This window comes from Candidatus Palauibacter irciniicola (assembly GCF_965208695.1).
GTDB lineage: Bacteria > Gemmatimonadota > Gemmatimonadetes > Palauibacterales > Palauibacteraceae > Palauibacter > Palauibacter irciniicola.
In genome coordinates this window covers 1642256-1661105 of sequence record NZ_OZ242352.1, presented here as the reverse complement: position 1 = coordinate 1661105, position 18850 = coordinate 1642256, and the positions used below count along the sequence as shown (strand labels likewise).

Annotated in this window: 18 protein-coding genes; 12 read left to right on the top strand and 6 right to left on the bottom strand. The window is 69.3% G+C overall.

All coding sequences use genetic code 11. The annotated features are described in order from the left end of the window. Window positions 1-35 precede the first annotated feature (35 nt). From ACOGI9_RS07160 to ACOGI9_RS07150, 3 genes are read right to left on the bottom strand one after another with little or no spacing between them, the layout of a single operon-like run. The gene (locus ACOGI9_RS07160; protein WP_419859177.1) at window positions 36-272 is read right to left on the bottom strand and encodes a hypothetical protein; all 237 of its coding nucleotides are present in this window, start codon (window positions 270-272) and stop codon (window positions 36-38) included. Next, window positions 269-1213: an MBL fold metallo-hydrolase gene (locus tag ACOGI9_RS07155; protein WP_419859176.1), complete on the bottom strand. Its 945-nt coding sequence runs from the start codon at window positions 1211-1213 to the stop codon at window positions 269-271. Before ACOGI9_RS07155 ends, ACOGI9_RS07160 begins: the two co-directional genes overlap by 4 nt. Beyond that, window positions 1210-2133: a VOC family protein gene (locus ACOGI9_RS07150; protein WP_419859175.1), complete on the bottom strand. Its 924-nt coding sequence runs from the start codon at window positions 2131-2133 to the stop codon at window positions 1210-1212. The genes ACOGI9_RS07155 and ACOGI9_RS07150 overlap by 4 nt, the downstream gene beginning before the upstream one ends. Window positions 2134-2200: 67 nt before the next feature. Here ACOGI9_RS07150 and ACOGI9_RS07145 point away from each other — a divergent pair, with 67 nt between their 5' ends. Next, window positions 2201-2713 (top strand): DinB family protein, encoded by a 513-nt coding sequence (locus ACOGI9_RS07145; RefSeq protein ID WP_419859174.1) that lies wholly within the window; start codon window positions 2201-2203, stop codon window positions 2711-2713. Window positions 2714-2786: 73 nt separating this feature from the next. After that, window positions 2787-3047: a hypothetical protein gene (locus tag ACOGI9_RS07140; RefSeq protein ID WP_419859173.1), complete on the top strand. Its 261-nt coding sequence runs from the start codon at window positions 2787-2789 to the stop codon at window positions 3045-3047. A gap of 41 nt (window positions 3048-3088) precedes the next feature. Here ACOGI9_RS07140 and ACOGI9_RS07135 read toward each other — a convergent pair whose 3' ends face one another. Beyond that, the gene (locus ACOGI9_RS07135; RefSeq protein ID WP_419859172.1) at window positions 3089-3472 is read right to left on the bottom strand and encodes a copper resistance CopC family protein; all 384 of its coding nucleotides are present in this window, start codon (window positions 3470-3472) and stop codon (window positions 3089-3091) included. 243 nt (window positions 3473-3715) lie between these two features. On the opposite strand from ACOGI9_RS07135, the gene ACOGI9_RS07130 reads away from it, so the two are divergent. The 5 genes from ACOGI9_RS07130 (at window position 3716) to ACOGI9_RS07110 (ending at window position 10928) form a co-directional block, all read left to right on the top strand. Then, window positions 3716-4072, top strand: coding sequence for a hypothetical protein (locus ACOGI9_RS07130; protein WP_419859171.1), 357 nt, complete (start codon window positions 3716-3718; stop codon window positions 4070-4072). A 159-nt stretch (window positions 4073-4231) separates the two neighbouring features. Continuing rightward, window positions 4232-6448 carry a TonB-dependent receptor gene (locus ACOGI9_RS07125; RefSeq protein WP_419859170.1) on the top strand — a complete coding sequence of 739 codons (2217 nt, stop codon included), beginning with the start codon at window positions 4232-4234 and terminating at the stop codon, window positions 6446-6448. A gap of 78 nt (window positions 6449-6526) precedes the next feature. Continuing rightward, window positions 6527-7006 carry a hypothetical protein gene (locus tag ACOGI9_RS07120; protein ID WP_419859169.1) on the top strand — a complete coding sequence of 160 codons (480 nt, stop codon included), beginning with the start codon at window positions 6527-6529 and terminating at the stop codon, window positions 7004-7006. A gap of 165 nt (window positions 7007-7171) precedes the next feature. Beyond that, window positions 7172-9187 carry a hypothetical protein gene (locus tag ACOGI9_RS07115; RefSeq protein ID WP_419859168.1) on the top strand — a complete coding sequence of 672 codons (2016 nt, stop codon included), beginning with the start codon at window positions 7172-7174 and terminating at the stop codon, window positions 9185-9187. Window positions 9188-9194: 7 nt separating this feature from the next. After that, on the top strand, window positions 9195-10928 hold the full coding sequence (locus ACOGI9_RS07110; RefSeq protein WP_419859167.1) for a carboxypeptidase regulatory-like domain-containing protein: 1734 nt from the start codon (window positions 9195-9197) through the stop codon (window positions 10926-10928). 37 nt (window positions 10929-10965) lie between these two features. On the opposite strand, the gene ACOGI9_RS07105 is transcribed toward ACOGI9_RS07110, so the two are convergent. After that, on the bottom strand, window positions 10966-12270 hold the full coding sequence (locus tag ACOGI9_RS07105; protein WP_419859166.1) for a M20 metallopeptidase family protein: 1305 nt from the start codon (window positions 12268-12270) through the stop codon (window positions 10966-10968). A 228-nt stretch (window positions 12271-12498) separates the two neighbouring features. Between ACOGI9_RS07105 and ACOGI9_RS07100 the strand changes: the two genes are divergently transcribed. From ACOGI9_RS07100 to pdxH, 5 genes are all read left to right on the top strand, one after another. Continuing rightward, window positions 12499-12954, top strand: a complete 456-nt coding sequence (locus tag ACOGI9_RS07100; protein ID WP_419859165.1) for an ArsI/CadI family heavy metal resistance metalloenzyme — start codon at window positions 12499-12501, stop codon at window positions 12952-12954. Next, window positions 12947-13537 carry a sigma-70 family RNA polymerase sigma factor gene (locus ACOGI9_RS07095; RefSeq protein ID WP_419859164.1) on the top strand — a complete coding sequence of 197 codons (591 nt, stop codon included), beginning with the start codon at window positions 12947-12949 and terminating at the stop codon, window positions 13535-13537. Before ACOGI9_RS07100 ends, ACOGI9_RS07095 begins: the two co-directional genes overlap by 8 nt. Further along, window positions 13534-14802, top strand: coding sequence for an NAD(P)/FAD-dependent oxidoreductase (locus tag ACOGI9_RS07090; RefSeq protein ID WP_419859163.1), 1269 nt, complete (start codon window positions 13534-13536; stop codon window positions 14800-14802). The genes ACOGI9_RS07095 and ACOGI9_RS07090 overlap by 4 nt, the downstream gene beginning before the upstream one ends. A 62-nt stretch (window positions 14803-14864) precedes the next feature. Continuing rightward, on the top strand, window positions 14865-16658 hold the full coding sequence (locus ACOGI9_RS07085) for an Ig-like domain-containing protein (protein WP_419859162.1): 1794 nt from the start codon (window positions 14865-14867) through the stop codon (window positions 16656-16658). 107 nt (window positions 16659-16765) lie between these two features. Beyond that, window positions 16766-17443, top strand: a complete 678-nt coding sequence (pdxH, locus tag ACOGI9_RS07080) for a pyridoxamine 5'-phosphate oxidase (RefSeq protein ID WP_419859161.1) — start codon at window positions 16766-16768, stop codon at window positions 17441-17443. Here pdxH and ACOGI9_RS07075 read toward each other — a convergent pair whose 3' ends face one another. After that, window positions 17444-18793 carry a sodium-dependent transporter gene (locus ACOGI9_RS07075; protein WP_419859160.1) on the bottom strand — a complete coding sequence of 450 codons (1350 nt, stop codon included), beginning with the start codon at window positions 18791-18793 and terminating at the stop codon, window positions 17444-17446. It abuts the gene before it with no gap. Window positions 18794-18850: the final 57 nt, after the last annotated feature.

The following is an 18850-nucleotide window of genomic DNA, read 5'->3' as shown; positions in this document are numbered from 1 at the left end:
GCCCGCCAGCTTACACGGGACTCCGAAAACGGCCGCTACCGCTGTCCGTGCTCTACGGCTTCGAGGGCCTGGAACAGGTGGACGGCCGCGCAGACGATGAAGCACATCAAGTCGAGCGGCTCGCCGTCCGCGATCCAATGCGTGATCGCATACACCAGCAAGGCGGCGTTGGCCAGCGAGACGCCCGTCGCGCGGATTCGACGCTGCAGGAGCTGACCGAGACCCGGGACGAGAAGGCTCGCGATCCCCGCGGCATGCGGCTTCAGCTTCATGCAGCCGCGGCTCGCTTGCGCCAGTAGCGGGCAAGGCCCCACCACGAGTCGCGCGCGCCGAACGCGTTGACGTAGGTGTCCACCGGCTCGGCCGGCATGCGCCCGCGCAGGTCTTCCTCCACCCACGCCGCGAAGGCCCGGGCCCGTGCGGGGTCGGCGGACGTGTCCGGCTCCGCCGGATCCTCGTTCCCCAGCGACTCGCGCACGGTGCGTGCCCAGCGCGCGAGCTGGTCGCGGAGTTCGGCGAAATGGGCGGCCGGATCCTCGACCGCGCCGAAGTGGGTCGGGACGATGCGGTCGGGATCCCACTCCATGACGCGCTCCATGCTCGCGTTCCAGGCTTCGACGTCGATGTCGGGCACCGGCGTCACGGGAATCACGCCCCCCGGCGGGATGCGGATGCCGCCCACATCGCCCACCCACGCCGTCCCCCCGTGCTCCTCGAAATAGACGACGTGGTGCTTCGCATGGCCGGGCGTGTAGGCGACGCGCAGCGTGCGGCCGCCGAGTTGAAGCGCGTCTCCCTCGTCCACCTCGGACACGGACTCCGCGGGCACCGGGAGGAACTCTCCCCACAGCGTCTCCATCAGATCGCCGTAGATGCGGCCGGCGGAGGCCAGGAGACGCTCGGGCCGGATCATGTGGATCGCCCCCACGGGGTGGACGTACACCCGCGCTTCGGGCACCCGGCGCACGATCGTCCCGGCGGCCGTGGCGTGATCGAGGTGGATGTGCGTGAGCAGGACGGCGCGCACGTCGGCGAGGGCGAACCCGGCTTCCCCGAGCCCCGCTTCCAGTGCGGGGAGACAGGTCGTGGGCCCGGGGTCGACGAGCGCGACGCCGTCACCGGTCTCCAGGACGCCGGTCCCGATGGCGAGATCGAAGCCCTGGAACTGCAGGTCGACGATGGAAGTCCGGGCGTCGAGCGTGTGGCGCGTCATTCGTTCCCCTCGGAGGGTCGCAGTTCGATCCAGAGTCCGCCGGCGCTTCCGAGGACGATGTTGTCGGAGACGGACTCGGGGCCGCCGAGAACGGTGAGCGACACGACCGGCGCCGAGCCGGGGTCGGCCATCCACAGGCGTGCGTCGACCACGTACACGGTCCCGCCGCGGATGCCGACGGCGCGGCCGTACAGGTGCTCGGGGTGACGCGACGGGCCGCAGTCGCGGGCCCCGAAGGCGAGCAGGAACCGGGTGAGGCGTTCCGGATCTTCCGCCATGATCCAGACGGCCTGCAGGCCCCGGGCCCCGTTCGGGTGTTCGGGCGCCCCGGACATGATCGGCGGCTCTCGTGCGCCCGGATCGGGGTCGACGAAGAACACCGCGTGCAGGGGATGGTCCCGAGGGAAGCCGACGCGGCGACCGGCTTCCCCGGAGGTCGCGGCCAGGGCGGGTTCCAGTTCACCCGCGATGTCCAGGACGCCGGCCGGATCCGGACCGGAGAGCGCGAGATACGCTCCGCCTCCACCATCGGCGATGAGGTCGGCGTAACGCTGCGCCTCCGCGGCACCCGGCGTATCGGGACCGGGGGCAGCCGCCACGGTTTTCAGTTCGAGCCGGGTCCCGTCGCCGAACGGAATCGCCGCCGCCGCAAGACCGTTCTCGCCCCGCTCGGGATCCTGGACACGGAAGCCGAACTCGTCGGTGAGCCGCTGCGACAGGGCCTCGAGGTCGCCAACGGCGACAGGTACATGGTCGAGGCGCAGCGGGGAGCCCGGGGCCACGCAGGCCACCGGGGTACCCTGCGCGAGGGCGCCCGAAACCGTTCCGAACAGGGCACAGGCGACCATCGCGACCAGGCTTCGCGGTCCGGCAGCCACCTTGCGCGGCGCCCGAGACGCCGCCGCTCCCGACCCGGTCATGTGAGTTGAGCGGTGTATCATGCGGACAAGCTGTCGCCACGGCGGCGAGGTCGATAGTCTGCCCGCCATGAAACGACCTGGAGCCGACGAGCACGGCGACTACTACGCCATCTACATCGACCGCGTGCCGGACGACCGGCCCCTCGCCGACGTCCTCGCCGAGGCGCCCGACGCGCTCGACGCGCTTCTCGGGGACCTCCCCGTCGAGCGCGAGGTCTTCGCGTACGAGCCCGGGAAATGGACGTGCCGCGAAGTCCTGGGTCATGTGATCGACGCCGAGCGGATCTTCTCCTACCGGGCGCTGCACATCGCCCGTGCCGATTCGGCGGAACTGCCGGGGATGGATCAGGACGAATGGGCCGGGGCGTCGAACGCGGCCGGCCGTCCCCTCCCTGAACTGCTACGTGAATTCCGGGCGCTGCGCGCCGCGAACGCGGCTTTCTTCGGCTCGCTCGACGAGGACACGCTCTCGCGCCGAGGCGTCGCGAGCGGCGCCGAGTTCACAGTGCGGGCGCTCATCCACATCATCGCCGGCCACGAGCTTCACCACCGGGACGTGCTCAGGGAGCGATATCTGTGAGGAGATCGAGATGACCGAGGTGACGCTGTTCTACCAGCGCCCGGGCTGAACGAGCTGCAAACGCACCCGTGCGGTGTTCGACGAGACCGGCGCGACGATCACGGAGGAACGATCCGCCACGAAGGCGCCGCTGACGGATGACGACGTGCGGGCGCTCCTGGCGGCTGCCGAGCGGGTGGTTGTCGCCAGGGGCAGGAGTCGGCGCGACCTGAGTCCCGAGGAGACCGAACTCGACGCGCTGAAGGGGCCCACGGGAAAGTACCGCGCACCGATCGTGCTGGCGGGGACCACGCTGCTGGTCGGCTTCAACGCCGAGGCGCTCGCCGAACTCTAGTGCGGATTGCTGCGACACGACCCTGGCGCGGCGGCCGGGATTCAGCGGGCGGTCTGCACCGTGAAGCCGAAGTCGCCCCGGATCGTATGGCCGTCCTGCGCCATGGCCCGCCACATGACCTCGTAGTCGCCATCCGCGAGCGTCTCGCTCACGTCCAGAACGACGACGCTTGAGTCGTCCTCCTGGGCGGTCGCCGGGTCCAGGTCGAGGGGTTCGCCCCCCTTCGGCAGGAGACGAACGGACGTCCCCGCCATCTGCGGCGCTTCCGTGAACCACAACGTGACGGTCGGGGGGCTGATCGCCACCGTCTCATCCTTCTTCGGAGATGAAGTCTCCAGAGCGAGGTGGGCGCAGACGAAGACGCCCGCCGTCGTCAACGTGGCGGTCGCAAGGACGACCGCCCGGTCTCGAATCCATCCGGCCATCGGATTCCGTCCTGATTCCCGGTTAGTTCCCGTGCCGATCCGGGGTGGGACGACTGCGCGTCCACCGCCTGCCTCCCGAATACACCTTCAAACGGTTGTCCGTTTAGCCCTGCGCGGCAACCGCCTCCCGACGGAAAGTACTGCTGCGCCGCCAGCTTGACTCGTTTTGCCCCCGAACGCAGCTTGATGCACTGATCCGGCGTGCCCAGTAGCGGTGCCCGGAATACCTCTGGCGGCAAAGCTGTGAAGCGGATTTCTCCTCAACAGCCGCGGGATCTTCGCCGGTTCGGCGTTCCAGCCATCGTTCTCCTTCAGGCCTTGGCGTTCGCCGTTTTACCGGCGGTGGATGCGGTGCTTGAAGCCGGAGCATCGAACGCCGTCGTGCACGTTGAAGGGGAGCCCGGCGAGCACGGCGACCCCGGGCACAGCCATCTGCTGTGCCAGCTGTCTCGCACGGTGTCGCTGGGATTCCCCCTCGTGATTCCGATCGATCTGTCGCTGGTCGCCGAAACCAGCCCCGGCACCCCGACCGTGAACGCCTGGCAACGTCGCCCGATCCTGCCCGGCGGGAGCGGTCCCAGAGCTCCCCCTCGAGCCTGACCCGCTGCCGGGCCGTCGTCCCGGAAGCCCCCCGACCGCTCCGTGGGAGGCGGATCGCCCGTCTCCCGAAACACACGTTACCCGCTGAAGCGTTTCAGCGAGGCGCACGGCGCTCCTCGAGCAGGAGCGGTCGCCGGCGCGTCTCGAAGAAGGCTGTCCATGGTGATAAGGCGTCTGGCCGGTCTCATCACGGCCGCATTGGCAATGGCTGTTGGAGCCACCGGCTCGTCCGCGCAGGTTGAGCACCCGGGCGAGATCGAGGGCGTCGTTCGCGATGCCGACTCCGACGAGCCTCTCGCCGGCGCCCTGATCTCCATCGCTGCGTCGGGTCGGACAGCGGTCTCGCACGGGGACGGCACGTTTCATGTCCCGGTGCCGGGTCCGCGGGTCTACACGGTGCGGATCGAACGCCTGGGTTACCGCACGGTCTCGCTGGAAGTCGATGCGTCGCGGGAAGAGATCGTGGTGGTGGAGATGGAAGCCCATCCCATCTCCCTGCCGGACCTCGTCGTCACGGGGTCCGTCGTGGCCCGCGTGGCGAACGAAGTGCTGCGCCCGACCAGCGTATTCGCGGGGGAGGATCTGCAGCGTCGGTTGGCCGGAACCCTGGCGGAAACGCTGTCCTCCGAGCCCGGACTCGCGGTGAGCAGCATGGGGCCCAGCTCCGTGCACCCCGTGATCCGAGGCCTCAGCGGAGATCGCATTCTGATGCTCGAGGATGGGGAACGGGTCGGCGACGAGTTCGCGAGCGGTCCCGACCACGCCACGGCGATCGATCCGTCGTCCGCGCGCCGCGTCGAGGTGATCCGCGGGCCGGGCGCGATTCTCTACGGCAGCAACGCGCTGGGGGGCGTCATCAACGTCGTCCGGGATGACGTGCCCTCCTCCGTACCGCACCACCTTACCGGCGCGTTCACCCTGCAGGGACAGACCGTCAGCAATGCGGCGAGCGGGAGCCTGCATCTCACGTATGGCCTGACGGACCGCATTCCCGTGCGGCTGGAGCTCGGGCTCCGCAGCAGCGGCGACCTGAAGACGCCGGTCGGGCCCCTGCAGAATACGAGCACGGATGTTCGGGAGATTTCCGGCGGGACCTCCTGGGTGGACGATTGGGGTCATGCCGGCGCGACGTTTCGCTACTACGGCAACGACTACGGCATCCCCGGAGGGTTCGTCGGAGGTCACGAGGCGGGGGTGCGGGTCGAGATGCAGCGGACCGCGACCAGGCTGCGCAGCGTGCTGAGGCCCTCGGGTGCCTTCGAGAGCGTCGAGATCGACGCGGGGCATACGTGGTACGAGCACAGGGAGATCGAGCCCCCCGACATCCTGGGAACGCTCTTCGAGCGCCAGACCGTGAGCGGCGAGGTCCTCGCCCGCCACCGCGGCCTGGGCCCGTTTTCGTCGGGAGGCGTCGGAACGCGGGCTTCCTGGGAGGATTTCGGATTCGGAGGCTCGCTCTTCACGCCGAACTCCACGCAGGCCTCCTTCGCCGTATTCGCGCTCGAGGAGGTCGATCTGAATCCGATACGCCTGGAAGCGGGCCTCCGCTACGACTGGGTACGCGTGCGGCCCGACCGCGAGGACCCGTCATCCGATATCGGCCACATCCGGGAGAGGTCGTTCGGTGCGGTATCCGGATCCCTGGGGGCCCTCGCGCAGCTCACGCCGAGCTTCACGGTGGGCGCTTCCGTGGCGCGGGCCTTCCGTACCCCAAGCGTCAACGAACTTTTTTCGGAGGGTCCCCACCTGGCGGCGTACGCTTTCGAGGTGGGGAATCCATCGCTCGAGACGGAGCGCGGGACCGGGATCGACCTGTTCGCGCGCCTTACGGGGGACCGGCTGAACGCCGAGATATCGTGGTTCCACAACGCCATCGCGGACTACGTCTTCCCGCTCGAAACGGGGGAGCTGAGTCGCGTGCGCCTGCCGATCTTCCAGTTCCAGGGGGAAGACGCGGTGCTGACGGGTTTCGAGAGCGCGCTCGAATGGGCGCCGGTCGGAGATCTGACCTTGGAGGCCGTGGCTTCGTACGTCCAGGGCAGGATCGAAGCGACGGACGAACCGCTTCCGCTGATCCCGCCGCTGCAGGGGCGTTTCGCCATCGGCTACGCGCCTCGCAACTGGTTCGTCGAAGCCGAAACGCGGGTTGCGACCCGCCAGAACCGGACGGGGGCCTTCGAGACCCCGACCGATGGGTATGCCGTTTTCGATCTCTCCGCCGGACTGCGGATCACGGTCATGGGGCGGCTGAACGTGATCACCGTACGGGGAGAGAACCTTGGCAATGCAGTGTACAGAAACCACCTGTCGCGCGTGAAGGAGATCATGCCCGAAGCGGGGAGATCCATCACCGTGGCCTATCGCGTTGTCTTCTAGCGCGGGCCATCCGGAGCCGAATGCGGAGAGGCCTGTGACGGGAGCGACCGGAACAGCAACAGAACGAGGTGAACAAGAATGAGACATCTTCAGCCGAAACTGACATTCGCCCTGGTGACCGCGGGACTGCTGGTCCTTGGCGCCTGCGGCGGCGACGATCCCATGGACCCCGATCACGACGATCACGCCGGAGAAGTCGAGGGCGTGACCCTGTCGCTGAGCGGCCAGACCGTCGCGTCCTATGATGGAGACTCTGGGGCGTGGACCGGAGAACTGGAGGTCGAGCCGGGCGAGGAGACCGCCCACATCGGCGTGCAGTTCGTCGACCACGACGGGCACGCGGTCTCGCTCGATGATGATTTCTATCTGCGGGTGGACGTCGCGAACGAGTCCATCGCCGAATTCGAGCAGGATACTCCCGGCGAGTTCGGAGGACACCTGCACGGAGTCGCGGAAGGTGATACCGAGCTGACCTTCAGCCTCATGCATGGCGCGGTCGGGTCGGGACACGCGGACTTCGTGACCGCGCCCCTCCACGTGCACGTGCACGAACACTAGGCACGACCAGGCAAGCCCTCCCCGGAGCGATTCCCGGGGAGGGCTTGTCTTTTGCTCGCTTGACCTTCGGATCGGGTGCGTCTCAGGTTCCCCCCTCGTGTGCCGCCGCCCGTACACGGTCGCGTCGACAGTCGACGGTCCCACTCCTATTGAGAGGTTTTTGCGATGAGCAGAGCGCGCTCAACACGCCATGCGCCGCCGTCCACGTTCCGCTTCATCTCCCTCCTGCTCGCGCTCGGCGTCGCCGTCGCGGGCTGCGCCGAGGGCGGCGGAAGCGCCGCGAACGGCGCCGAGTGGAAGAACATCGCCGGCAATGACATGGGCCAGCGCTACTCGTCTCTCGACCAGATCGACGCGGAGAACTTCGAGAATCTCGAGGTCGCCTGGGTCTGGGACGGGTCGGACTACCCGGCCGTGAACGCGCGCGCCACGCCGATCTACGTGGACGGGATGCTCATCTCCGTGGCGGGCGAGAAGCGGCACACGTACGCGATCGACGCCGGCACCGGGGACAAGATCTGGGAGTACGTCGAGCCCGAGACCTTCCGCTGGGAGTACTCGATGCGGAAGAACCACGGGAAGGGCGTCGCGTACGGCGAGATCGGCGGGCGCGCGGTCGTCTACATGGTGAGTCCCGCCTTCTTCCTGCACGCGCTGTGGGCCGACACGGGCGAGCACGTGGAGGGCTTCGGCGGGCCCGTGGACGTGCCGGGCTTCCCGGCGTCCGGGGTCGTCGACCTGCTCGCGGGGCTCGGACACGAGTTCGACCCGTACTACGGCATCCCGCTCGAGACCGGCTACATCACGAGTTCGTCGCCCCCGATCGTCGTGAACGGCGTGATCGTGATCGGGAACTCCGCCGAGCAGGGCTACAACCAGTCGCGGCGCGAGAACGTGCCGGGCGACATCCTCGGCTACGACGCCCGCACGGGCGACTTCATGTGGAAGTTCAACGTCCTCCCGGGGCCGGGCGAGTTCGGTCACGAGACGTGGGAGAACGACGCCTGGGAGTGGACCGGCGACATCTCCTCGTGGGCGCCGCTTTCGGCGGACGAGGAGCGGGGGATCGTCTACATCCCCACGAACGGGGCCACGATGGACTTCTGGGGCGGCTTCCGGCCGGGAGACAACCTGTTCTCGACGAGCCTGATCGCGCTCGATGTGCAGACGGGAGAACGGGTTTGGCACTATCAGCTCGTGCACCACGACATATGGAACTACGACACGCCGCAGATCCCGGTGCTGATGGATGTGACGGTGGATGGCGAGGACGTACCGGCGGTCGTGCAGGTCACCAAGCAGGCCTTCGCGTACACCTTCAACCGCGCGACGGGCGAGCCGATCTGGCCCATCGAGGAGCGGCCGGTGCCGGAGGGGCTCATGCCGGGCGAGGCGCTCTCGCCGACGCAGCCGTTCCCGACGTGGCCGGCGCCGTATGACATGCAGGGGCTGACGCACGACGACCTGATCGACTTCACGCCGGAGTTGCGGGAGGCCGCGATCGAGGCGCTCGATGACTACGTGATCGGGCCGCTGTTCACGCCGCCGCTGCACCGGGACAACGACCTCGGCAAGTTGGCGTCGATGTGGTGTCCGGGAGATGTGGGGGGAACGAACATCGACGGGACGCCGGCGGCGGATCCGGAGACGGGCATCCTCTACGTGACGTCGCAGAAGGGGTGCGGGTCGCGGATCATGGTGCCGGGGGAGGAGCGCGATGCCCGGGAGCCCGCGCAGACGGGAACGACGATCACGAAGTTCGCGGTCGGCGGGTTCGCGGGGGTTCGGCGGGTGCAGGGTCTCCCGCTCTTCAAGCCGCCGTACAGCCGGATCACGGCGATCGACATGAACACGGGCGAGCACCTGTGGTGGATCCCTGTGGGCGACACGCCGAACAGCGTGCTCGAGCACGACGCGCTCCAGGGCATGGACATCCCGAACACGGGCACGGGGCGGCAGGCGGCGCAGATCGTCACGAGCACCCTGCTCATGTACACGGGGGAGGGGAGCGACGGGACGTCCTACCTGTTCGCCGTGGACAAGGCGACGGGCGAGCGGCTCGGGCAGGTGGAGCTTCCGGCGCTGCCGCGGTACGGGATGATGACCTACATGCACGAAGGCCGGCAGCACGTCGTGATCCAGGCTCCCAACACGCTGATGGCGCTGCGCCTCGCCGACTGACGCGCGCATGAGTCGTCGCCTTCTCGTCGGACTCGTGGTGGCCGCGCTCTCGGCCGGGGTCGCGGCGCCCGCCGCGGGACAGCGGATCAGCGGAACCGTGCGCGAGACCGATGGCGGCCGGCCCATCGCGGGCGGCTTCATCAGCCTGCTGAACAGCGACGGCAACGCCGTGGAAGCCGACTTCACGGCGGCCGATGGAATCTTCTCGTTCACGGCGCCCGGCCCCGGCCGGTATCGGATCCGGGTGGAGCGTATCGGATACGCCAACTGGGTCACGGAGCCCTACGAGGTGACGGCCGGGCAGCCGCTCACGATCGCGGTGGAGGTCCCGCCGGACCCCGTCCGGCTCGGCGACCTGCGCGTCGAGGTCACCGGATCCTGCCTGGACGATCCGAGCGAGGGGGCCGCCCTCGCCACGGTCTGGGAGGAGGCGCGCAAGGCGCTCGAGACCGCGGTGTGGGCGGAAGGCCGGGGCGAACTCACGTTCACCCTCCGGGAATACCAGCGCACGCTCGACCCGCGCCATCTCACGACGCTGGAGGCGGAGAGCCGCACGCGGCGGCACGTTCGACTGCCTCCGTTCCGGAGCCTGCCGGCCGGCCAACTCACGACATCCGGCTACGCGCGCGTGGACGCGGACTCCGCCGTCTTCTACGCGCCGGACGCGACGGTGCTGCTGTCGCCGGAGTTCCGGGACACCCAGTGCTTCGGGCTGGAACGCGACGAGGTCGACGGCGAGCCGATGCTCGGCATCACGTTCCGCCCGCGGCGGGGGCGCCGCGTGATCGACATCGAGGGCACCGTCTGGCTCGCCGAGGAGAGCGCGGAACTCCGCCGCGTGCAGATCCGGTATCGCAACGTCCCGATGCCGCGAAACGCGCAACGGCGGTACATCGGCGCCGATCTCACCTTCGACCGCCTGCCGGACGGTCCGTTCTACGTCCGCGACTGGTGGGTGCGGTTCCCGATCGGGAGCCGCAGTACACGCTTCAGGGCGGGTCTCTCCGCTCGCCCGGATCCGGTGCTCGTCGCCTATCGCCAGGCGGGAGGCACGGTGACGGACGCCTTCGCGGGCGGCGTCGCGTTCGACGTGGGCGAGGGCGCGGTCACGGGCGTGCTGCGGGACAGCGTGAGCGGCGAGCCGCTCGCGGGCGCGGAAATCGTCGTCCGGGACTGGGACGACGCCGCGGCCTTCCTGCCCCGGCCGCATGCCGCGGACGTCCCGTTCAGCGCGGTCACGGACCAGGCGGGTGGCTTCGAGGTGGCGGGGCTGCCGGATGGCGTCTACGCGCTGGGCGTCGACCACCCGAGACTCCAGGCCGCGGGAGTGCGGCTCAACGAGACCCGCGTGGTCGTCGAGGACCGGACGAGCGATCCGCTGGAGCTGTGGACGCCGTCCGGCGACGCGCTCTTCGCGCGTATCTGCCCGGGTTCGTCGCCCTACGGGAGTGCGGGCGCCGTGGTCGGGTTCGCGCGCGATGCCGACACGGGGCTCCCGCTGCCGGACATCGAGGTCGAAGTCGTGTGGCGCGTGCGCCGTCTCCAGGGCACGGCGCGGACCGCCGTCGTGTCGGAACAGTCCGAATACGCCGGCGGGGTGTCGGACGAGCGGGGCAGGTTTGCGATCTGCGGCGTCCCCCTCGGCGAGGGGGTCGTCCTGCGGCCGCGGGGAGCGGACGAGGGCGTGGAACTCGAATTGGTGACGCGCCTCGCGTGGCGCGACGTGCTCGTCGAACCGTAAACCCCCTGCCGCTCCCGGCCTCCCGCGGCGCCGACGGTCAGTCGGTCGAGGGGCGCCGCGACTTGAGGTAGTCGAGGAGCAGGTTCGACATCGCCCGCATGCCGATCGGGATCGAGGCGTCATCCGCCCGAAAATCGGGCGTGTGGTGCCCTCCGGAGCCGAGTTCCGGGTTCACCGAACCCAGCCGGTAGTAGAACCCCGGCACCTCGTTCGCGAAGTAGGCGAAGTCCTCGCCCCCCATGGTGGGATCGATCACGAGGACGTTCTCCTCGCCGACGATCTTCGCGAGCGTCGGCGCCATCTCCGCGGTGAGGTCCCGGTCGTTGATCGTCGCGGGCGTGCCGCGGTCGTAGTCGAGGACGTAGCTGCCGCCGCCGGCCCTGGTGATGCCGTCGAGGATCTCGTCCATGCGCCGCTCGACGGCGTCCCGCACGTCCGGATTGTAGGTGCGGACCGTGCCCTCGAGCCACATCTCCTGCGGAATGATGTTGAAGCGTTCGCCGCCCCGCATGACGCCGACGGTGACCACGCTGGGCTCGAGCGGCGAGAGGTTGCGCGACCGGATCGTCTGGAAGGCGGTCACGGCCTGCGAGGCCATCACGACGGGGTCGATGCTCGTCTGCGGCTGCGCGCCGTGCGCCTGCCGGCCGATGATCCGGATCTTGAAGTGGTCGACGGCCGCGAAGGCGGGGCCGGGCGTGTAGCCCAGCTTCCCCACGTCCATCGAGGAGAACGTGTGAAGCCCGAAGATGGCGGTCGGAACGACGCCCTCCAGGGCCCCCTCCCGCACCATCATGTCAGCGCCGCCGTCCTCGCCGGGGGGCGGGCCCTCCTCCGCAGGCTGGAAGATGAACTTGATCGTGCCCGGGATCTCGTCGCGCATCGAGGCGAGGACCGAAGCCACGCCGAGTTGCACGGCGGTGTGTACGTCGTGGCCGCAGGCGTGCGACACGCCGACCTCCTGGCCGCCGTACTCGGTGCGGACCGTGGAGGCGAAGGAATACCCCGTGTTCTCGGTGACGGGGAGCGCGTCCATGTCCGCCCGCACCGCGACCACGTCGCCCGGGAGGCCCCCCTTCAGGATCCCGATGACTCCGGTGTGCGCGACCCCCTCGATGACTTCGTCGAAGCCCAGTTCACGCAGATGGGCCGCGACCATGGCGGCGGTCTCGAACTCGCGGTTGCCGAGTTCGGGGAACTGGTGGATCTGATGGCGCATCTCCACGATCCGGTCGATCACGCGGTCGACCGCCGCGTCCACGGTGGAATCCTGCCCCGCCAGCGGCGTGACGAACGTTCCGGCGAGCAGCGAGACCGTGCAGAGGGTTCGATGTGTGCGCATTCTCCAGTCCTGTTCCGGTTCGGATCCCGTATTCGCGCCGTCGAGCGCCCGGGCGGTCTCCCGGGAACCGCATCCCGGGATCGGACGAAGGAACGTGGTGCATCGCCGCCGCTGTCGGCAACGGACAGGTTGTCCGCTTCGGCTGCGTCCTTTCCATGTCCCGTTCGTCTTACGGGGCGGAGGAAGGAGGACGGGATCCGACATACAGCGACAAGGGAGGCTTCGGACATGCGACTGCAACTTGCCCTCAACGTGCGAGACATCGACGAGGCGGTGGACTATTACGGCAAGCTCTTCGGCGCCATGCCGCACAAGCGCCGCGCCGGCTACGCGAACTTCGCCATCGACGAGCCGCCTCTGAAGCTCGTGTTGTTCGAGAACCCGGACGCGGCGGAGCGCGTGAACCACCTGGGCGTGGAAGTGTTCGACGACGCGCGGGTCCACGAGGCCGGACACCGGCTGGAGGCCGCCGGGATCCTCAGCGAGGTCGAGGAAGAGACGGTGTGCTGTCACGCGACGCAGACGAAGGTCTGGTCCGACGAGCCGCAGGGCCTGCGCTGGGAGTGGTACCGGGTCACGGACGACACGCCGGACGGCGAGGCGCTGATCGCCCCGTCCGCGACCGCGGCGTCCGCGCCTTCAGCGGCCGCGTGCAGCGACGAATCCGGGACCTGCTGTGCCTGAACCCACGTCGCGGGCCCTGCCGGCCTGGTCCGAATTCCAGCGCCGCATGCGCCGCTACGTGGGCGGCCGCGTCGAGCCGGCGTGGGCCGATGATGTGACCGGCGACATCTTCCTGCGGCTGCTGCAGCGTCAGGACAGTCTCGCGGAGGCGCGGGATCCGCTCGCCTGGACCTACCGGGTCGCCGCCAACGTGATCGCCGACCATCACCGGCGCCGGTCCGTCGAACGGCGGACCCTCGAGCAACTGGGCGCCGAAGCCCGCGCGCCGGATCCGGGCTCGAACGGCGGCGACCACGAGGCTCTGCGGCGGGATCTGGAGGCCTGTCTGCTACCCTTCGCGCTCGAACTGCCGCCGAAATACGCCGAGGCCCTCCTGCTGACGTACTTCGAGGAATTGAGCCAGGTCGAGGCGGCGCGGCGGCTGGGCCTGAGCGTCTCCGGCATGAAATCGCGGGTGCAGCGGGCGCGGGCGATGCTGAAGCGGCAACTCATGGACTGCTGCGACTTCGAGCTGGACCGGCGGGGCGCGGTGATCGACATGCGCCCCCGCGAAGCGGGCCGCGACGGGAGTGCCGCCGGGTGAGAGTCGCGGTCATCGGCGGCGGCGTCATCGGGCTGTGCGCGGCGCACTACCTCGAGCGTCGCGGGGCCGAGGTCGTCCTCCTGGAGCGGGACGCGGTCGGCGGCGGGTGTTCGAAGGGAAACGGCGGGTGGGTCTGTCCGTCGATCTCCCGCCCGCTGCCGGCCCCGGGGCTGACGCTGACCTCGCTCCGCTGGATGCTCCGCTCGGACAGCCCGCTCTACATCAAGCCATCGGCGATGCCCCGCCTCATGGGCTGGCTGTGGGCCTTTCGCCGTCACTGCAACGCCGAGAGCTACCGGGCGGGCGTCACCGCGCTCGCGGCGCTGAACGCCGCGACGGATCGGCTGTACCGTGGTCTCGCCGAAGAGGGTATGGCCTTCGAGCGGGCCGAGAGCGGGACCATTCTCGCCTACGACGATGAGCGCGAGCTCGGACAGACCCAGGCGTTGCTGGCGAGGCTGGGAGAGGAACGCGTGGGGCCGGTGGAGGTCCTCGACCGCGACGCCCTCGCGGAGGCGGAGCCGGATCTGCGGGGCGGCCTGATCGGTCTGCGGGTGCGCGACGATGCGCACGTGCGCCCGGAGTCGCTGTGCGCCGAGCTTGCCGCGAGTCTGGAGGCGCGCGGCGTCGAGATCAGGACGGGAGAACGTGTCGTCGGCTTCACGAGGAAGGGCGACCGCGTCCGGGCGGCCATCGCCTGGGCCGCCCGAAGCGGCTCCGCAGCCCACGGGCGGCCGGCGCGGATCGGCGCGGATGCCTTCGTGCTTGCCGCGGGAGCCGAGACCTCCGTCCTGGCGGAGCCCCTGGGGGCGAAGCTCCCCGTGCAGGCGGGAAAGGGTTACAGCATCACCGTCGGGAACGCGCGGGTCCGGCTCTCGCAGCCCCTGCACGTGACTCCGGCGCGGATCGGCTTCACGCCGTTTCGCGGGGCGGTGCGCACGATCGGGACGATGGAGTTCTCCGGCATCAACCTGCGCCTCGACCGGCGCCGCATCGCGATCCTCGAGCGGGCCGCGCGGCGCTACCTGCCCGGGGCGCTGGAAGGCACGGAACGCGCCGACTGGGTCGGAATGCGGCCCGTGACGCCGGACGGCCTCCCGGCCGTCGGCCGGCTGCCCGATCTCCCCAACGTGTACGTCGCCACGGGACACCAGATGCTCGGGGTCACGCTGGCTCCTTCGACCGGCCACGCGCTCGCGCAACTCATGCTCGAGGGACGCTCGGACATCGAGCTCGCGCCCTTCGACCCCGCCCGCCTCGCCTGACGCCCCCGGACGTCACTCCGGGCACCGCCCGGAAGGGTGTTCTCCGAGCACTGAATGAGCGATTGCAGCCGCGCAGCGGCGGCCGCATCCTGATGCGCGTCGCCCATGGTGGTCGACCATACGGGGCTGGATGGACGATGGCACCTCTTCGACTCGGCACACAGCCCGGGGCGCGAGCTCCGCATCCTCACCGTTGCCGCGTCCTGTTCCTCGCGCCGCTGCTGGCTCTGGGGTGCGGCGACGGCGAAGCCGGAACCGCACCGCCGGGAACGCCCGTGCCCACCACGCTGGCGATCACCCCCCCGTCCGCGGTGCTGGCCGCATTGGGACAGACGGTGCAACTGACCGCGACCGTTCGCGATCAGACCGGCACGGTCATGTCCGGCATCGGCGTGAACTGGGCGAGCAGCGACGGGGGAATCGTGACGGTCGATCCCGCCGGGCTGGTCACGGCGGTAGGCAACGGAGCCACGAACATCACGGCCACCGTGCAGGGCGGCGGCGCCTCCGGAGGCGCCGCCATCACGGTTTCGCAGGCGGTCACCGCGCTGACGGTGTCACCCGACCAGGCCTCGGTCGACGCGCTGGAGACGCTCCAGCTGACCGCGCAGGCCCTGGACGCGAACGAACACCCGGTCGGCGGAGTCGATTTCTCGTGGCTCTCCGATGACGAGTCGGTGGCTACGGTAAGCGCCGCCGGCCTGATGACCGCGGTGGCACCGGGATCGGTGGCGATATCCGTGCAGGCGTCCGGAACCGGTCTCACCGCGACCGCGCGGATCGTTGTGAACGTGTCCGACAGGTTTGCCCTGGTCACGCTGTACAACGCCACCGGGGGCTCGCGCTGGACGAGAAGCGACAACTGGCTGACGGACGCGCCGACCGGCCAATGGCATGGCGTGACCACCGATGCGGACGGCCGGGTAACGGAACTGGATCTATCGGGCATCGGGCTCGAGGGCCGCTTGCCGGAGGGATTCGCGCACCTCACGAATCTCCGGCGTCTCAATCTGTCATACAACCAGTTGACCGGTGAAATCCCGGCCTACCTGGCGGAGTTCACGGAGCTCGAAGAACTCGGCCTCGCGGTGAACGCGCTCACGGGCCCGGTCCCGGTCGAGCTGTCCGGCCTCACCGGCCTGAGAGTACTCGATCTCTCGAACGATCTGTTCGGGGGCCGGAACCGGCTGACGGGGCCGGTGCCGCCCGAACTTGCCCAACTGACCGATCTCGAGGTGCTGGACCTCGCCTTCAACACCCTGACCGGACCGATTCCGGCGGAACTCGCGGGCCTGCGGAACCTCACGGTTCTCGACATTGAGCAGAACGACCTGAGCGGCCCCATTCCACCGGATCTGGACAACCTCGCCGGTCTCGAGGTTCTCTCGCTCGCCGGCAATCGAATCACCGGCGCCATTCCTTCGGCGTTCGGAGACCTCTCCAATCTCCGCGACCTGAAGCTCCACATGAATCAGCTGTCCGGGCCGATCCCGCCCAGTCTGGGGAGACTGCGTCACCTGGCTCGGTTGTCCCTGTGCTGCAATGCGTTGACGGGCCCGATTCCGCCCGAGTTGGGCAACCTCTCGTCCGTCGAGTTTCTCGGACTTCAGGTAAACGAACTGTCCGGGTCCGTGCCGTCCGAGTTCGGACGGCTTTCCGCGCTCCGGCACCTGTACCTCTTCACCAACGCGGATCTGCGCGGGCCGCTTCCGCAGGAACTCGTGAGCCTGCGACTCACCACGTTCGACTGGATACTCACCGGCTTGTGTTCTCCCCCCAACGCCGAATTCCAGGATTGGCTCCGGAGCATTCCCCGCCACCAGGGCAAAGGCGTGTGCTCGGGTTCGGAGCCGTAAACCTCCCGCGCCCTTCGCTTGACGGCGCGATCCGCCGTCCGGGTTGACCGCTCGCGTCGCTCCACGGACACTGTGGGCACCCGAATTCCCCTGCAGAGGCCAGCCGAGTGAGCAAATTCGACGACCTTCGCGCCCACCTGCGGGCGATCCGCACGCTCGCCAGGGGAGTGACGCGCGGTCTTCCGATCCTCGAGGCGGCGGAGGACCCCTTCGATCTGTTCCGCGACTGGTTCCGGGATGCCGAGGCCTCGGGGCTGCTCCTGCCCGAGTCGATGGCGCTCGCCACCGCGACCGGCGACGGGCGGCCTTCGGTGCGGATGGTCCTCCTGAAGGGCGTCGGCCCCGACGGCTTCCGCTTCTTCACCAACTACGGCAGCCACAAAGCCGTGGAACTGGACGATAATCCGCAGGCCTCGCTCTGCTTCCACTGGTCGGTGCTCGAGCGTCAGGTGCGGGTCGAAGGGCGGGTCGAGCGCCTCTTGGCGGAAGACTCGGCGGCCTACTTCGCCACGCGCGACCGCGGGAGCCAGATCGGCGCGTGGGCTTCCGCGCAGAGCCGACCGATCGCCGATCGCGCCGGGCTCGAAGCTCGGGTGGCGGAGGCGGAAGCCCGGTTCGAGGGAAGGGACGTGCCGCTCCCCGACTTCTGGGGCGGATACATCCTCGTTCCCGACCGGATCGAGTTCTGGCAGGGCCGCGCCAACCGGCTGCACGACCGTCTCGAATACACGCCGCGCCACAGACCGCACGACGGAAGCTGGAAGATCACCCGACTCCAGCCCTGACTAGCCCAGGAGGCCGAGTCCGGCGAGGACGACGAGCCCCACGGCGACCGGCACGACGAAGCGCATCACCGGACCCCAGGCGGCGGTGATCCGGAAGCGCCCTGCCCCCTGGTTGGTCTCCGCGCGGAACCGTTCGAACCCCCACGCGAGGGCGACGTAGAGAGAGATCGCGAGCCCGCTCACCGTGAGGAAGATGTTCCCCGACACGTAGTCGGCGAGTTCGAACAGGCCGCGCCCGCCGACCTGCACCGCGGCCCACGGCCCGCCGCCGAGGGCAAGCGGGACCCCCGCGAGGAGGAGGACCGCGAGCGCCGTCCACAGCGATCGCCGACGACTCCAGCCGAACGAGTCCATGGCGCTCGCCGTGAGGGCTTCGAGCAGCGCGAGACACGACGTGAGTCCCGCGATGAACACGAAGAAGAAGAAGAACGCCGCGGCCACTTCACCCGCCGGCAGACGGCCGAAGAGCCCCGCCATCGTGATGAAGAGGAGACCCGCGCCCTGGTCCGGCTCCATGCCGAAGGCGAACAGGGCGGGGAACATGACGAACCCGGCGAGGACCGCGGCGAGCGTGTCGCAGGCCACGATGGAAGCGGCGCTCCCGGGGACGTCGCTCCGGCTCGGATGCAGAAAGCTCCCGAACACGAACGCGCCCATCATCCCGACCCCGATGGAGTAGAAGGCCTGCCCGAGCGCCGCGAGCCACGTCTCCGGACCGATGGCCGAGAAATCGGGCGCGAGGTACCAGCGGACGCCTTCCCAGGCTCCGTCGAACTGCAGCGAAACGATCCCGAGTCCGATGAGGAAGAAGAAGAGGATGGGAATCAGGAGTCGTGCCGCGCGCTCGATCCCCCGCCGCAATCCGCGGGTGATGATGAGCCCGGCCAGCAGCATCACGGGGACCGTGTAGGCGAGAACCTCTCCCGGGCGCGCGGTGAAGGCCGCGAACGACTCCGCCGCGGCCTGCACGCTTCCGGCGTCGTAGCCCCCTCGAAAAGCGCGGACGAAGTAGGCCGCGATCCAGCCCATGATGAGCTGGTAGTAGGACATGATGAGGAACGCGGCGCCCACGCCGAGCCAGCCGATCGCGCGGAAGGGGCTTCGACCGACGAGCTTCCGCATCGCGGCCAGCGGTGTCGTCTGCGCGCGCCGCCCGAGGCTGATTTCGGCCGTGAACAGCGGGATCCCGATCAGGACCGCCAGCAGCACGTAGATGAGGAGAAACGCGCCTCCCCCGTTCTCGCCCGCGAGGTAGGGGAACCTCCAGATGTTGCCGAGTCCCACCGAGAATCCGGTGGTGGCGAGGATGAAGCCCAGCGGGCTTCCCCAGCGTTCGCGCGTTGCGTTCATTCCCGTCCCTGGAGTCGGTGCCGCTGCCGCGAGCGAGGGCGGTCGTCGCTCGCCCTC

Excerpts from the sequence above, each read along its gene's own strand:
- ACOGI9_RS07160 (WP_419859177.1), bottom strand. The coding sequence starts at position 272 with ATGAAGCTGAAGCCGCATGCCGCGGGGATCGCGAGCCTTCTCGTCCCG.
- ACOGI9_RS07155 (WP_419859176.1), bottom strand. The coding sequence starts at position 1,213 with ATGACGCGCCACACGCTCGACGCCCGGACTTCCATCGTCGACCTGCAG.
- ACOGI9_RS07150 (WP_419859175.1), bottom strand. The coding sequence starts at position 2,133 with ATGACCGGGTCGGGAGCGGCGGCGTCTCGGGCGCCGCGCAAGGTGGCT.
- ACOGI9_RS07145 (WP_419859174.1), top strand. The coding sequence starts at position 2,201 with ATGAAACGACCTGGAGCCGACGAGCACGGCGACTACTACGCCATCTAC.
- ACOGI9_RS07135 (WP_419859172.1), bottom strand. The coding sequence starts at position 3,472 with ATGGCCGGATGGATTCGAGACCGGGCGGTCGTCCTTGCGACCGCCACG.
- ACOGI9_RS07125 (WP_419859170.1), top strand. The coding sequence starts at position 4,232 with ATGGTGATAAGGCGTCTGGCCGGTCTCATCACGGCCGCATTGGCAATG.
- ACOGI9_RS07120 (WP_419859169.1), top strand. The coding sequence starts at position 6,527 with ATGAGACATCTTCAGCCGAAACTGACATTCGCCCTGGTGACCGCGGGA.
- ACOGI9_RS07115 (WP_419859168.1), top strand. The coding sequence starts at position 7,172 with ATGAGCAGAGCGCGCTCAACACGCCATGCGCCGCCGTCCACGTTCCGC.
- ACOGI9_RS07110 (WP_419859167.1), top strand. The coding sequence starts at position 9,195 with ATGAGTCGTCGCCTTCTCGTCGGACTCGTGGTGGCCGCGCTCTCGGCC.
- ACOGI9_RS07105 (WP_419859166.1), bottom strand. The coding sequence starts at position 12,270 with ATGCGCACACATCGAACCCTCTGCACGGTCTCGCTGCTCGCCGGAACG.
- ACOGI9_RS07100 (WP_419859165.1), top strand. The coding sequence starts at position 12,499 with ATGCGACTGCAACTTGCCCTCAACGTGCGAGACATCGACGAGGCGGTG.
- ACOGI9_RS07075 (WP_419859160.1), bottom strand. The coding sequence starts at position 18,793 with ATGAACGCAACGCGCGAACGCTGGGGAAGCCCGCTGGGCTTCATCCTC.